Genomic DNA, 14,606 nt, shown 5'->3' on the forward strand with positions numbered 1-14,606 from the left:
AGGCAGCGCCTGGCGGCGCTGCAGCGGGCCTGACGGCCCGCCAGGGCCGGGGGGTGCCGGCTGCGCCGTCACCCTGCGTGGTTGCTGGCCCGGGGCTGCGCCCCGGGGGCCCGGCTGCGCCGGGCGGGGTGGGTGGGTGGCGGGGGCAATTCGCCTGCGGCGAATTGGCTTGCCCGGGGCGGCCCCTGGCGGGGCCTCAACTTGGTGGGTGATGGGCGTCAGGGCGGCACGGGCCTGCGGCCCGCCTTGGGGCCCGTTCCGGCCTGCGGCCGGGAGCGTTGACGATGTGGCGTGAATCGCCGTTATAGGGGCCTCCCCTGGCGGGGTGTCCGAGCAGCGTTGACGATGTGGCGCGAATTGCCGGTAGGAGGGCCATCCCTGACGGGACGGCGAATTCGTCGGGCCTTCCGTTCACGATATCCCGCGAATTGTCGGTAGAGGGCCATCACCCGATATCGGCCCCGGGGCGCAGCGGTGGGGCCCCGGTGCCTCTGCGGCCCTGGGGCGGGGGTGCTGGGCGGTCCCTCGGGCGGCCTGCGGCCTCCGGGAAGGGGACGGGGCCGGACGGCGCCCTGGCGGGCTCCGCAGCGGGCCGGGAGCGGCAGCAGGAGGGCGGGGCTGGCGCCTGCGGCCGGGACACGGCGGAGGGCCCAGGAGCAGCGGGCCGCAGGGGTGCTGGAGGACAGCGGGAGAAGGCACCGGCGGCGGGTGCTGGTGGGCGGCGGGCGAAGGCAGGCCCCGGCATCGGCCGCGACGGCGGCGGGCACCAGGAGGCCGCCGAGCCACCCGCCGGGCACCACCGGCACCAGCGTCGGCCCGGCACCCGGCGGCTCGGTGACGGGCCCTCCCCGGGGCAGCGGCGGCGCGGTAGAGGAAGTAGTCGTACCACTCGACGGTGCCAACCCCCGAGCGCGACAGCGGCCCCGCGCCCGTCCCCGGCGGGTGCGGCGGCGGCCACCACCGCAGCGCGGCGACAGCACCAGGCGGGTACGGCGCGGGCCTGCGGCAGGGCGCGGCGGGCACTGTCGGCCCGGCACCGAACCCACCCCCGGCGCCCACCACCACCCCCTTCGTGGACAGCACCGGCAACCCTCCGGCCTGCGGCAGGACGACGATGCAAAAGGTGTCGGCGACTCGGGGGTCGAGATGCAAGAGCTGTCAGGGACTCCACCCCCGGCCCCGGAAAGGCAGCACGGGAAGCAGCACCACACGGCCGGCGGGCGGGAGGCGACCCCGGTCCGGGGCGCAGCACCGCACCACCACCCAGCCCTCCAACAGCCACCCGTTCACACGCGGGCGGCCTGACGGCCGCGGCGGGTGCCGGCCTGACGGCCGCACCGGCGGAAGACCGGGCGCCGGGGCCCGGCGGCCCCGCAGCGGGCGGGTGACCGGGCCGGGCCTGCGGCACCGGCCAGGGTGGCAGGCGGCCCGTGGCGGTGGCCTGCGGCCCCCTGGCGGGGGCACAACGGACGTGGCCCGGGTGGGTGGTGCCGGGGGGCGCGGTGGCGGGGCGGGCCAGGCGATGGGGGCCGGGCCGGGCGGCCTACAGCCCCCAGGGACGATGGCACACCCCTGCGGGTGTCACCCCGCCCCGGGGTACCTCCCCCGGGGTGCGCCCAGCACCGCAAGCCGGAGCCGGAGCCGGCGTTCCGGGAAGCAGCGGCAGGCAGGACGTCCCCCTCCCCCGGGGGCCGGGAACAGCCCGCCCCCGGGGCGGCCGGCTGGCACCGGGCCCGGAGCAGCAGAGCAGCGCGGCGCAGCGGGGCACGGGGCAGGCGACGGGCGGGGGCACCGGACACGGCGGCGGGCGGGCGGCGGGCGGGCACTTCCGGTACGGGGTGCGGGGCGAATCCAGCGACCGGTACGACGGCGAATCGAGGCAGCCCCGGGAAGGCACTCCACAGGGGAAACCGGCAGTGCTCGCAGCAGTGAAAGCGGGCGTGATTCCGGCGCTGAATGCGGCGGCGGGCGGACCGGTTTCCGAAGGCCGAACACGACCGGGCCGGACCGTGAAACAGGCCAGGGAATCGCATGGATCGCCGGAGCCGTTCCGGCTGGTCGTTCCGGGAGGAAATCCGGGAAGTCGGAGCGGCGGAATCCTGGCGCGTTCCGGAGACCACCGGAGCGCGTCCGACAGGCGGAATGACCAGCATCGGAACTGGTGACACCGGCCGCTGCCTCGCACCGTGAATCACGGGACAGCCGGAGACACCGCAGGCGGGCGCAGCACAGTCCGGTCCGGCAGCACGTGAGCGGAATTCACGAGCGGCACGGTGGAATTCAGGGCCGGTTTCCGGAATCCGTACGACGCCAGGCGGGGCGGGGCCGGGTGGGCAGCGGCGCGGGGCGGGGCGGGGCGGGGCGCAGCCGGGCACCACCGCCTCCTGGTCCTCGCGCGGGCGGCCTGCGGCCGCGAAGGGGGTGCCGGCCTGGCGGCCGGACCGGTGGTGGTCGGGGGCCGGGGCCTGACGGCCCCGCAGCGGGCCAGTGAAGGGCCGCTGGCGGGGCGCGGGTTCCTGCGGCACCGGGGCGGTGGCGGCAGGGCCGTGGCAGGCGCAGGCGGTGGCCTACGGCCCCCGGGACCGGAACCACCCGACGGACCGACCACACCAGCCCGCCGAACCCACCCTGACGGCCAGCAGCAGCCGCTGCACCCGCACCACACGGCGGCGACCCAGCCGGGACGGCCGCCCCCACCGGCCGGGGCCACCCGGCCGGTGGGGGCGGCCCTGGTTGCACCCCCCTGTTCAGGGGTGCCTGTTCCGACGTGCTTCCGGGGCGTGGGTGCGCCGATCTCCTTCCCGAGGCTGTCCGGCTAGCCTCGATCAACGTGTGGGCAGAGGGGTCCTTGCTCATAGCCGCCGGGAACGCCGCTGCCGACGCTCTCCCAGAAGGGCCGGGACACCGGGAAGTGCCCGCCGAGGGTGTGCCAGGTCAGGCCGGGGTGATCGGCGCGCAGCGCGATGAGGCCCGATGTGGCCAGGCCGCAGCGGCGGTACGGTTCGAAGGTGGCAGGGCTTTCCACCCACCCGATCCGGCAGCGTCGGCAGACCCGGTAGTCGACCGCGAAGATGTGCTCGCCGTGCAGCCAGGCCGCGCGCGTGCGCCACCCGGTCCGTTCCGAGGCCACCGTGTCCTGCCAGGGCGAGCCCAGGTCCCGGACAACCGGCCGGCTCCGATTCACGCGCCAGCGCCCGCGCGACAGACGGCGTACCAGCGGAATCCACCAGTCGTTGCCGATCTCGCGTCTGACCTCTGCGGCCTGCCCGGCCAGCCGTACCCCGTCCGTGTGTGCCCGAGTCGCCATGCCCACCACCATGCCCACCAAGACGGACACGAACACGACACCCGGGTCGGCCCGCCTCACCCCCGCCGGGAGCCCTCCGAACGCCGCTGCCCCCCGGCGCGCAGGGCCCGCAGGTCCCACCCCACACCCGGGCAAGCGAAGACAGCAGGTCGCCACGACGGGAGCAGCCGCGGCGACGGCGCCCAGGGCGAGACGGGAACAGCGCGGGCCCGGCAGGGGGCTGGCGGCGGGCGGGGACCGGCCCGGGAACGGCGACCAGGAGCAGCCGCTCGACACCGGCACGGCGCAGCAACGGGCGGGGCATGGCGGCGGCCGGCGGGCCAGCGGGCCAGCGGGCCAGCGGGCCAGCGGGCCGGGCAGGGAGCAGCCGAGCCCCGGCGGACCGGCACGATCGATGCAACACAGCGGCGCAACACGCCCGCCCCCGCCGACGGCCACATAAACCCTGGTCAGACCCGAAACACAGCCCCGCGTCACACCCCGACGCAACACCACGTTGCACCCGCCACCAGGCCACCGAACACCACCAGCAGAAGGCCGGGGCGGACCAGCCGACGCAACCGCACCAGGCACAGCCGCAGCGGGCCCCGGCAGGGGGGCCGACCACCGGCGAGCGGCGACCAGGACGGCAAGGCACAGCGGGCCGGGCGGGCCGGGACGGCCTGCGTGAGGGCCGCTGCCGGTGCCCGGCGAGGGCCGTCAGGCCTCCGCCGCTGGGTGATTGCCGCGCAATCACCCAGCCATCAGCTCCGACCGCCGACGAGCCGGACACAGCAACACCGGACCCGCAAGCGACGACCAGACGCAGCGGCACCGGGCCGGCAGCGGCTCATACAGGACGTCCCTGATCGCCCCGTCGACCGCCCGGGTCGAGGTGGTCAGCATGTGCTCGCCGTCGAACACCAGCTCACCATCCGCGGCGCGGACCAGGACCACCAGCAGCTCCTGCGCGTGCCGTACAAATCGTCGCCCCGTACCCGCCACGCGACCCCGGCAGCGGCCGCCAGGCAGCGGCGGCCAGGCGCAGCAAACCGGCGCCGGGCCGGGAGCCGGGGCCCGGCAGCGACCGCCAGGCACGGCAGGACCGCTACTCCTCCCCGCCCCCGGAAGCGGTCACATAACAGCTGGTCAGACCCGTAACACGGCCCCGTGTCGCACCCCTGACGCAACACCGTGTCGCACCCGCCATCAGTGCGCCGAGCCACCACCACGAGAAAGCCCGCAGGTGCGCTACCCGCTCCCGGACCCCGGGAGCAGCACGACGACCAGGCGCAGCCGCCCGGGGGCCGGGAGCAGCGGCCGGGGGCCGGAGCCGGAGCGGCAGACAGGCCGAACGCACTCGGCGGTGGGGAGCAGCCCGGCCACCACCACCCCGAACAGACGCGGCCGCCGGGGACGGCGGCGGGACCGGGGCACGGCGGCCGGAGGCGACGGCAGCCAGGAGCGGCCGGCCAGGGGTCGGCGCTCGTCTCGGCCTTGGGTCAGCCGGTCACACGTCCTCCAGGTAGAGCCATTCGATCGGGTCCCAGGTGAAGTCTTCCGGCGGATCGTCGAGAACGACCTCGTCGGTGAAGTCGTCGCCCAGCTCGTAAAGCTCTTCGTCGACGAGTTCAAGGCCGCAGGCGGAGCAGTCGAAGATGTAAGGCGAGATGAAGACGACGACGGCCTTGGGCCCGGCCACACCGCGGAGGGAGCCGAGGTTGAGGTCGCCCGTCAACCAGCCATCCGAGCTGCAGGCAGGGCAGGTCCTGAGCACGCTGTGCTCATTGGCGAGCGTCGTGCCCTGCTGCGTGACCGCAGCCAGTACGAGTGCTCGCTCCCTCTCATTCAGGTGCCCGTAGCGTTCCTCGAAGGCGGCCCTTGCTCTGGCCAGCCTGCCTTCCAGGCGGATACGGGTGGCTTCGACGCGCTCCTCGATCAGCCGGTCGTGCAGCGGCCGGTAGCTGCCCCAGTAGCGATCCGCATCTATCTTTAGCTCGGTAAGCAGCGGGTCGATCAGCCGAAGGCATGTGGTGAAAACCAACTGCACCTCGGCAACGTCATAGACACCACTGTGGGCAACTCCGTTGCGTGCGTTCGCGACGGGTCCGAGCGCCTGCTTGGCGACCGGCATTTGGGTGCGGAGGATCTTGTGCACCCGGTCGTGAGCGTCGACCAGTCCGATGGTCTTCGCCCGGCTGGCGGGGACAGACGCGTGCGTGCCATGACCGGTGGCATGGAGAAGCGAGTCAAAGTCCCGCTCGGCGATCAGCGCCGGGTGGAGCGAGGCCAGGTAGGCCTTGAGCATGTGCTCAGCGGCGATCCCAGCATGGTGAACGGCGAAGTCATGCGACTCCGGTCCCTGCGCAAACGCCGTCAGTGCGGCCGTCATCCACCGCTGGGATGAGAGCTGGAGTTGGTCAGAGTGCATGGGCTGGACCCTATGGCGGGAGGACGGGGGCGCGACACGGAATTCTCGTCTTCGGTATCCCGCGGCCGCGCTTGACGAAGCCGCAGTCGGCGACCGCCTGACCTCCGCCCGAGCGGCACGGAGCAGCCCCGCGACGCCGGTCTGCACGCCGGACAGGAGACCCCCGCTCGCGCGGGTGCTCGCCCAGCTTCACCCTCTGGCCCCAGAGGGGCAGCACGGGGAGCAGCCGGACCACCAGCCACCCGGAACGGCCGCGCGCCCCGAACGGCGACCTCCGCCGCCCCCGCGCCGGGGATGGCTGCGAGCCGGGCACGGCCGCCGCCCGAACCACACCGCTCCCCGCCCCCGAACTCCCGGCGAACTCCCGCATGAATTAACCACCCGCCAAAGCAGCCCGAGCAACGAAATTCCGGCTGAATACGAGAGGAAAGCCAGAGCCGAAAACCGGCGGCATTTCCGAGGCGCCGTCAATTCGCCGGAGCACCCCACAGCGGCCCCGGTCCCCAGACCGCCCGCCGAACCCCGGCCGGCCGGGGCGGTGACCACACGCCGTCGCCGAACCCGGCATACCCCGGAGTGCCGCCAGACCGCCTGACAGGGGTCGGCCGCACGCCCAGATTGGTCTACCAGAAGGCCCTACCCGCGCCAGAAATCCGACAAGGTCACACACCGGGACCCGAACCGGAACCCAGCCGAGGGCGGAGCAGAGCGGCCCGTCACGAAACCCCCAGCACCCCGAACGACAGACATCCGGGGGACAGGACAGCCCAGGCAGCCAAGGGCGGCCGGGACGGCAAGCAAGGGCGCCGGACAGGCGACCAGACGGGCCGGGCAGGCGACCGGCATGCCGGGGTGGACTACCCGAGCGGCAACGCCCGGCGGGGCAGTCCACCCCGGCACCGGTCAGCAGGCCAGACCCAGCCGGACGGGTGGACCACCCCCACCCAAACCAGAGCACCATCACTGCAGGTAGCAGCCCCCGTCCACGTCCATCGCGGACTTGATCGCCCAACGGCGCGCCGTGCGGCACCTGCCGGAACAGGTCAACCTCGGCCGGCCGCCACGGCGGCCCACTCCAGTCGGGACGGGCAGGCGGGAGTTTCGTCACCAACAGCCGGTCCCGCAACCACCTCACCACCCGCCTCCGGCAGCAACCGGCAGCCAGGCAGCAGGTGGGCCGGGCAGGCGGGGGCGCGGTTCAGGGAGCAGGCGGCTGATCGGCCCGCGCTGCTTGCTGCCTCCGCAAGCGCAACGCCTTCGCGGTCTTCGCGGCCAGTCGCGGGTCGTCGAGGACTCGGGCGATGACGGCTTCGTCGCTCATCTCCCCGTGCTGGGAGGGCAGCGGCGGGCGGGACGGGGCCGTCGCCATAGGGGTCCGCTTCTCCCTCTAGGCTGATGTCCCGTCATAGAGGCGGATTGGCAAGGAAGGCGGCATGTGATGGCGGGTCGGTTGAGGAAGGACGGCACAGCGCGGAATCGGCGGGACCCCCACGACCAGGTCGTACGCCAGCTGCTCGTGTTCAGCGGCAACGAGTGCGCGTGGGAGGACTGCAAGGTACGGCTCGTCACCGCCGAGAACGGTTGGATCGGCGAGATCGCCCACATCATCGGCGCCGAGCCTACAAGCGCTCGGCACGAGGACTGGGATGGCAAGGACCTCGATGACCTCCGGGCCCACAACAACCTGATCTTGCTCTGCAAGAACCACGCCAAGAACATCGACGACAAGTCCTCGCGCGGCGAGTTCACTTCGGAGTTCCTCCGGGGCATGAAGGAGCGCCACGAAGCCCCCTACCGCCACAGCGTGCAGCAGATGGAGGCGGCATACCGCGACGTCACCAAGGACAACACGGTCGCCTACGCAACCACCCTGCGCCGCTTTCACGACTGGGAGAACCTGGGGCTGACCCCAGAAGAGGAAGCACAGAGCATCAGCGCGTTCAACCGCCTCGCGACGGCTGTGGGCACGCTGACCCTGCCGGCACGTCAGGTCCTGGCCTTGGTCGCCGGGTTGGAGGAGCCCCCCGACTTCCAGCTCGTCATGCGGCGGTTGCAGATCAGGCAGCACGAGCTGGTCAGCGTCTGCGACGAGTTGAAGCGGGCCGACGTCGCGGAGTTGTGGGTGCCGGAGGACGGGGATCCCGCCGTGATCAGCCTGCGCGGGGGCCAGCTCGATGACGTGTCGGAGTACTGGGACGAGCTGCGGGGGTTCTGTGCTGACGAGGCCATCGATCTTGAGGACATCTTGATCCGCCTCGACTTCTCCCTATTGGACTGAGGCGCCGAACCGGCTGCCTGGGCACACGGCGGTAGCACTGGTGGTACCGGCTTGGCCCTCGGGCGGGGGCCACCGGACCAGCAGGACAGGTCAGCAGCCACCGGCTGGACATGGCGGCGGGCGCTGGAGGAGATCGACCCGTTCTGGTGCCCGGTGTGGCCGGTCACCTGGCAGCGCACCTACGCGGTCGCCCGGCTGTGGTGGCTCGACTCCGACGGCCGCGTCGACTGGGCGCGGCTGCCGGTGGACACGGTGTTCGAGGGTGAGCAGCTCGGCCGCTGGGTACGGGCGCAGCGGGCCGGCTGGCCGGGCCTGGAGGCCGATCAGCGGGGCCTGCTGGCGGCGATCGGGATCGAGGAGGACCAGGAGTTGGTGGCTGCGAAGGCCGCGGCCGAGGCGAAGCCGACCGTGTCCCGCGGCGACCGGTTCGCCCAGGGCCTGGCGGCGATCGCCCAGTTCGTGGAGCGGGAGCGGCATCCCCGGGTCCCCCGTCCGCACAAGGAGCCAGTAGAGGCCATGGAGGCCGGCCCCGACGGTGAGGAGCAGGCGGTCGTGTCGCACTTCGCCCTGGGCACCTGGCTCAACACCCAGAAAGCCCGCCGGGCCAAGCTCACCCCGGGCCAGCTCGCCCAACTCGCCGAACACGGCGTCGAGTGGGCGTAGCGGGCGGCGGTGGGATTCCCGGGACACTCACGTGATTCCCGTACACCGACGAGGTCGGCAGGTCAGGGCCGGTCGGGCCTCCCTCGTAGACGGAGGCCCGACCGGGAACACCGGCTCGACGCGCCTCAGCGGACGAACCAGACGATTCCCGCCGGACTCACGAGATGCGCCGGTCAGGGGCCATTCAAGCCCCGGCGCAGCGGCAGGAACTCACACTGGGGACCGAGGGCGGATCAGCCGACCGGGTTGAGGGTCCACCGCTGGTTCGCCGAACCCCCCGAGGACCACTGGACCACCGGAGCCGTGTCGCTCGGGTCGCCGCCGGCGACATCGAGGACGAGGCCGCTGTTGAAGTTGATGACGGCCATCGTGGCGCCGTCGACGTTGACCTTCCCCCAGCGCTGGTTGGCACCGCCGTTGCAGGTCCACTGGACGACCGCGGTCCCCTGGGCGGTGCTCCAGCCCGGCACCTCCAGGCACTTGCCGCTGTACACGTTGACGACGAAGCCGTCACTGACCCGCCACTGCTGGGCGGTGTCACCGCACCAGGCCGACTGACGCACCGGCGCGCCGTCATCGGTACGGAAGTCCGCCGCCCCCAGGCACTTGCCGGTCGCCGCGTTCTGGAACGCCACGGTGGAGTCGGCCGACAGCGGGACGTAGGACATCCCCGAGGCCGAGGCCGAAGCGGGCGCGGCGGCCAGCAGCCCGGCCCCCAGCCCGAGGGCGACCGCGGCGGCGGCGGAGCCCAGGCGGCGCGTGGTGGTGAAGTGGTCGTTCATGGTTCCCCCCATGGGTCCCTGCAGATGTGGTTCGGATGAGACACCCGGACTTCCCGACCGTCTCAACCTCATAGACGTGCGGAGCCCCCGGAGGTTGCAGGTACCTCAGAACTATTTCTGAAGTCATGTCAGAACACCGGGCACGTCCCCGTGTCCGCACCGCCCGATCGCCGCGGCGGGGCCCGCGCCCCACCCCTGTCGGCTCCGTTGAGGAAGGTGGAGAAGCCCGGCGGGCGACGGCGGGTCCGTCAGGTCGCCGGGGCGAAGGTGGGCTCGGCGTCGCCCAGTAGCACGGCGGCGGCATTGGCTCGTTCGAGCCAGGTGACCCGGAAGGCTCGTCGCGCCCGGTGCGTGATGGTCAACGAAGCGCTCGGGGCGCGCCGCCGCGGGTGACCTTGCCGCCCGGGGCGGCGGGGGCAGGCCGTCGTAACACATGATCACTTCGTCCCGGGTGGCGTCGTGCCGCCACGCTCGCCGTGGCCGTCCTGCCGGCCCGGGCGAACACCCTGGTCCCGGCGCCCGCGGGTGGGGGTGCCTCGCACCGCGAACTTCCCGAACCGCCGCCCGCCGACCTCGTGCGCGGGAGCGCCACGCCAACGTCCGGCGCCCACACAAGGAGCCGGCGGAGACCGTGGAGGCCGGCCCCCGGCGGCGAGGAGCAGGTGATCGTGTCGCACCTCGCGCTGGGCACCTGGTTGAACACCCAGAAGAGCCGGCGGGCAAAGCTGAGCGCGGGCCGGCTCGCGCAGCTCGCCGAACACGGGATGGAGTGGGCGTAGCGGGCGGCGGTGGGATTCCCGGGACACTCACGTGATTCCCGTACACCGACGACGTCGGCAGGTCAGGGCCGGTCGGGCCTCCCGCGTAGACGAAGGCCCGACCAGGAACACCGCTCGACGCCCCACCGGACGAACCCGACGATTCCCACCGAACGCACGAGATACGCCGATCAGAAGCTGTTCAAGCCTCGGTGTAGCAGCAGGAACTCACAACTCACCGAACACGGGATGGAGTGGGCGTAGCGGGCGGCGGTGGGATTCCCGCGACACTCCCGCGGATCCCGTACACCGACGAAGTCGGCAGGTCAGGACTGGTCGGGTCTCCATCGTGAATGGAGGCCCGACCGGGAACACCGGCTCGATGCTCCCGATGGACGAACCGGACGATTCCCACCCGACTCACGAGAAGCGCCGGTCAGAGGCCATTCAAGCCGGGATTTGTGGGACCTGCAGAACGAGCGCAGCGGCCTGCCCGTCCAACGGGCCGTACGGGTGGTGGAGGCCGGGGAGCCCCTGCGGTGACCGGCTTCGACGGGCCGACCGCGGGCCGGCCGTCCGTGGCGGCGCCGGGCGGGCCCTGACGTGCGGTCGGCTCCCGGCTCCCAGCCGTAGGACCGGGAGCCGGGAGCCGGGGGTCAAGAGCCAGCCGCTGCCGGGGGCCGGTCGGGCCGGTCAGACCCCGGCGGCGGCGAGGCGGGCGTGGCGCCGGGCGGTCGCCTCGACCGGGTCCAGCACCGGCACGGCGGCCAGCAGGCCCTTGGTGTAGGCGTGCTGGGGGGCGTCGTACACGGCGTCGGCGTCGCCCTGTTCCACGATCCGCCCGGCCCGCATCACCGCGACCCGGTCGCTGACCTGGCGGACCACGGCGAGGTCATGGGCGATGAAGACCAGCGCGAGGCCGAGGTCGCGCTGCAACTCGCCCAGCAGCTCGACCACCTGGGCCTGCGTGGTGACGTCCAGCGCGGAGACCGGTTCGTCGCAGACGATCAGGCGCGGCCGGGGGGCCAGCGCCCGGGCGATGCCGACCCGCTGCCGCTGCCCGCCGGAGAACTCGTGCGGATAGCGGTGGTACCAGTCGGCGTCGAGCCCCACGCGTTCGAGGAGGTCGCCGACCCGCGCGCGGATGCGGCGCTCGTCGCTCTCGCCGGCGATCCGCAGCGGGTCGGCGACGGACTCGCCGATTGTGCGGCGCGGGTTGAGCGAGGACACCGGGTCCTGGAAGACCATCTGCAGCTCCCGCCGGAGCGGGCGCAGGTCCTTCTCCCCGAGCGCGCCGATGTCCCGGCCGCGGTAGTGGAGCCGGCCGCCGGTCGGCTCCAGCAGCCGGACGAGCATCCGCCCGAGCGTGGTCTTCCCGGAGCCGGACTCGCCGACGATGCCCAGTGTCTCGCCGGCGCGGACGGTGAGCGAGACGCCGTCCACGGCGGCCACGGGGGCGCCGTGCCGGACGGGGCCACCGCGGGTGGCGAACTCGCGACGCAGCTCGACGGCTTCGAGCAGGACCTCGTCCCCGGCCGGCTCGGCAGGCGCGGCAGGGGCGCCCGAAGCCTCCGGGGCGTCGACCCGGGGCACCGCCGACAGCAGCGCCCGGGTGTACGGCTCGCGCGGAGCGCCCAGCACCTCGGCGACCGGGCCGTGCTCCACCGCCCGGCCGTCCTTCATCACCAGCACCCGGTCGACGCTCCCGGCGACCACGCCCAGGTCGTGGGTGACCAGGACCAGCCCGGCCCCGGTCTCGGCGCGCAGCTCGTGCAGCAGGTCGAGGATCTGGGCCTGGACGGTGACGTCCAGCGCGGTCGTCGGCTCGTCGGCGACCAGCAGCCGCGGCTCGCAGGCCAGGGCCATCGCGATCAGCACCCGCTGGCGCATGCCGCCGCTGAACTCGTGCGGACGCGACCGTGAGCGCCGGGCGGCGTCGGCGATGCCGACGCGGTCGAGCACCTCGACGGCCCGGGCCCTGGCGTCCCGGCGGGAGATGTCCCGGTGCACCCGGACGACCTCGGCGATCTGGTCCCCCACCGCGTAGTACGGGTCGAGGGCGGAGAGCGGGTCCTGGAACACCATCGCCGCCAACCCGCCGCGCAGACGCCGGAGTTCGTCGCCCTCGGCGGTGACGGCGTCCACGCCGGCGACCCGGACCGAGCCGCCGATCCGGGCGCCGGTCCCGCGGTGCAGGCCGAGCAGTCCGTAGGCGACGGTGCTCTTGCCGGAGCCGGACTCGCCGACGATGCCGAGCGCCTGCCCAGCCTCCAGGGTGAAGCCCACGCCGTCGACGGCGCGGACGTGGCCGGTTCCGACCGGGAAGTCGACGACCAGGTCCCGGACGTCGACCAGGGATGCGGCGCTCACGTCAGGACCACCCTTCGGTCGGTCACCGCGTAGAGCACGTCCGCGATGACGTTGGCGAGGACCACGGAGAAGCCGGTGACAAGGGTGAGGCCCACGACGGTCGGCAGGTCGATCAGGCCGACCGAGGTGACCAGCAGCTTGCCCAGCCCCGGGAGGCCGAAGAGCGACTCGGTCAGCACGGCAGACCCGAACAGCGTCCCGAGGTCGATGGCGGTGAGCGCGATCACCGGGGTGAGCGCGCCGCGCAGCGCGTGCCTGGTCACCAGGCGCCGTTCGCTGACGCCGTACGCCCGGAAGGTCCGGATGTGGTCGTCGGCGAGGGTCTCCAGCATGGAGGAGCGGGTCAGCCGCGCGTACTTGGCGGACTCGATGAGCGCGAGCGAGACCCAGGGCAGCAGCAGGCCCCAGAACCACTGCTGCGGGTCCTCGGTGAGCGGCACGTAGCTCGGGAACGGCAGCCACTGCAGTTGGGCGCACAGGACGATGAGCAGCACCAGGCCGATGACGAACACCGGCACGGAGGTGCCGGCCAGCGTCAGCCCGGTCAGCAGGCGCTCGCTGAGCCGGCCCCGGCGCAGCGCGGAGAGCAGGCCGGCGCCGACCCCGAGGACCAGCCAGAGCACCATCGCGCCGAGCGCCAGCGAGGCCGTCACCGGGAGCCGGGCGGTGATCATGTCGGTGACCTGCTCGCCGCTGCGGTAGGAGACGCCCAGGCAGGGCGCCGGGCAGTGCAGCACGCCCGTCCCGGCGCTGAAGTCGCGGCCGGCCACGACGCCCTGGAGGAAGTGGGCGTACTGCAGGTGGACGGGCGCGTCGAGGCCCAGCCGTTCGCGCACCTGGAGGACCTGGGCGGGGCTGCACTTCTCGCCGCAGGCCAGCTGGGCGGGATCGCCGGGGGCGATGTAGAACACCGCGTAGACGATCAGCGAGAGGGCGAACAGGACGCCGACCATGCCGACGGCCTTGCGGAGCAGGAAGCGGGTCATGCGGTGGCCTCCTCTGCGACGCTCGAAGTGCCGGCGCTCGAAGCGGACCCCTCCGCCGCCGGCCCTGCGCTGCCACGCACCGTCCCGACCCGCAGCCGGGAGGCCGCCCGGGGGTCGAGCTCGGTACGGACGGCGTCGCCGAACACGGTGAACGCGAGCACGGTGGCGAACAGCAGCGCGGACGGGAGCAGCACGTACATCGGGTCCGCGCGGAACCAGGTGGTCGCGCCGGAGAGCATCTGGCCCCACGACGAAGTCGGCGGCTTGACTCCCACCCCGAGGAAGGACAGCCCGGCCTCGGCGATCACGTTGGACGGCAGCAGGACCGCCGCGTAGGTGATGACCGGCGCGGCCAGGGACGGCAGCAGCTCCCGGCGGGCGATCCGCCACCGGGTGGCACCGGCCAGCCGGGCCGCGGCCACGTAGTCGAGCTGCCGCAGGCTGAGCGTCTGCGCCCGGACGATCCGTGCGGTGCCGGACCAGCCCAGCAGCCCGATGACCATGGTCAGCAGGAGCGGGCGGGGGAAGGAGGAGGGCACGATCGCCATCAGCGAGATGGCGAAGACCAGCGTGGGCAGCGCGAGCATCACCTCGGTGGTGTTGCCGATCAGCTGGTCGAGCAGCCGGCTGCCGAGGCCCGCAGCGAGCCCGAGCAGGACACCGATCGCGACCTGGACGAGGGTGGCCCCGACGGCGACGAGCAGCGAGATCCGGGCACCGTGGACCAGCCGGGCGAAGACGTCCCGCCCGGTGCCCGGTTCGACGCCGAGCCAGTGCTCGGCGCCGACGCCGCCGAAGGAGCCGGTGGGCACCCCGCCGGCCGCCGAGTCGAGCAGGTCGTTGTGGTAACTGGTGGGGTCCTGGCCCTCGATCGCGGCGAGCAGCGGTGCCGCCGCCGCGATCAGGACGAGCAGGACGATGACGAGGCCGGCCGCGAGGACGGCGCGCCGCGCGAGCAGCCGCCGCCACACCTGCCGCCCCCCGGTGGCCGGGGAGGCCGCGGGGGCCTCCCCGGCTCTGGGTTCGTGTGGTGCCATGGTTGTCCGAACCGA

Annotated in this window: 9 protein-coding genes; 2 read left to right on the forward strand and 7 right to left on the reverse strand. The window is 73.4% G+C overall.

Annotated elements, in window-relative coordinates:
* Nucleotides 1-2,815 precede the first annotated feature (2,815 nt).
* From OG618_RS00005 to OG618_RS00015, 3 genes are all read right to left on the reverse strand, one after another.
* Nucleotides 2,816-3,343 carry a hypothetical protein gene (locus tag OG618_RS00005; RefSeq protein ID WP_329484977.1) on the reverse strand — a complete coding sequence of 176 codons (528 nt, stop codon included), beginning with the start codon at nt 3,341-3,343 and terminating at the stop codon, nt 2,816-2,818.
* Nucleotides 3,344-4,039: 696 nt separating this feature from the next.
* Nucleotides 4,040-4,243 (reverse strand): hypothetical protein, encoded by a 204-nt coding sequence (locus tag OG618_RS00010; RefSeq protein WP_329484978.1) that lies wholly within the window; start codon nt 4,241-4,243, stop codon nt 4,040-4,042.
* A 553-nt stretch (nt 4,244-4,796) separates the two neighbouring features.
* Nucleotides 4,797-5,717: a hypothetical protein gene (locus tag OG618_RS00015; RefSeq protein ID WP_329484979.1), complete on the reverse strand. Its 921-nt coding sequence runs from the start codon at nt 5,715-5,717 to the stop codon at nt 4,797-4,799.
* Between the two features lie 1,516 nt (nt 5,718-7,233).
* Between OG618_RS00015 and OG618_RS00020 the strand changes: the two genes are divergently transcribed.
* Nucleotides 7,234-7,995 (forward strand): hypothetical protein, encoded by a 762-nt coding sequence (locus OG618_RS00020; protein WP_329484980.1) that lies wholly within the window; start codon nt 7,234-7,236, stop codon nt 7,993-7,995.
* A gap of 51 nt (nt 7,996-8,046) precedes the next feature.
* Nucleotides 8,047-8,658, forward strand: coding sequence for a helicase associated domain-containing protein (locus tag OG618_RS00025; RefSeq protein ID WP_329484981.1), 612 nt, complete (start codon nt 8,047-8,049; stop codon nt 8,656-8,658).
* Between the two features lie 233 nt (nt 8,659-8,891).
* Here the strand turns inward: OG618_RS00025 and OG618_RS00030 are convergent, their stop codons facing one another.
* The 4 genes from OG618_RS00030 to OG618_RS00050 all read right to left on the reverse strand — a co-directional run bounded on the left by OG618_RS00030 (nt 8,892) and on the right by OG618_RS00050 (nt 14,591).
* Entirely contained in the window at nt 8,892-9,512 is a 621-nt protein-coding gene (locus tag OG618_RS00030) for an RICIN domain-containing protein (RefSeq protein ID WP_442906712.1), read from the reverse strand.
* Nucleotides 9,513-10,891: 1,379 nt separating this feature from the next.
* A complete protein-coding gene (locus OG618_RS00040; protein ID WP_329484984.1) occupies nt 10,892-12,568 on the reverse strand; it encodes an ABC transporter ATP-binding protein in 1,677 nt (558 codons plus the stop codon).
* On the reverse strand, nt 12,565-13,554 hold the full coding sequence (locus tag OG618_RS00045; RefSeq protein WP_329484985.1) for an ABC transporter permease: 990 nt from the start codon (nt 13,552-13,554) through the stop codon (nt 12,565-12,567). Before OG618_RS00045 ends, OG618_RS00040 begins: the two co-directional genes overlap by 4 nt.
* The gene (locus OG618_RS00050) at nt 13,551-14,591 is read right to left on the reverse strand and encodes an ABC transporter permease (RefSeq protein ID WP_329484986.1); all 1,041 of its coding nucleotides are present in this window, start codon (nt 14,589-14,591) and stop codon (nt 13,551-13,553) included. Before OG618_RS00050 ends, OG618_RS00045 begins: the two co-directional genes overlap by 4 nt.
* Nucleotides 14,592-14,606: the final 15 nt, after the last annotated feature.

This window comes from Kitasatospora sp. NBC_01246 (assembly GCF_036226505.1).
In the GTDB taxonomy this organism is placed as follows: Bacteria; Actinomycetota; Actinomycetes; order Streptomycetales; family Streptomycetaceae; genus Kitasatospora.

Bases quoted from the DNA above. Each gene is read 5' to 3' on its own strand.
- OG618_RS00015 (WP_329484979.1), bottom strand. From the start codon at position 5,717: ATGCACTCTGACCAACTCCAGCTCTCATCCCAGCGGTGGATGACGGCC.
- OG618_RS00030 (WP_442906712.1), bottom strand. From the start codon at position 9,512: ATGAGGTTGAGACGGTCGGGAAGTCCGGGTGTCTCATCCGAACCACAT.
- OG618_RS00045 (WP_329484985.1), bottom strand. From the start codon at position 13,554: ATGACCCGCTTCCTGCTCCGCAAGGCCGTCGGCATGGTCGGCGTCCTG.
- OG618_RS00050 (WP_329484986.1), bottom strand. From the start codon at position 14,591: ATGGCACCACACGAACCCAGAGCCGGGGAGGCCCCCGCGGCCTCCCCG.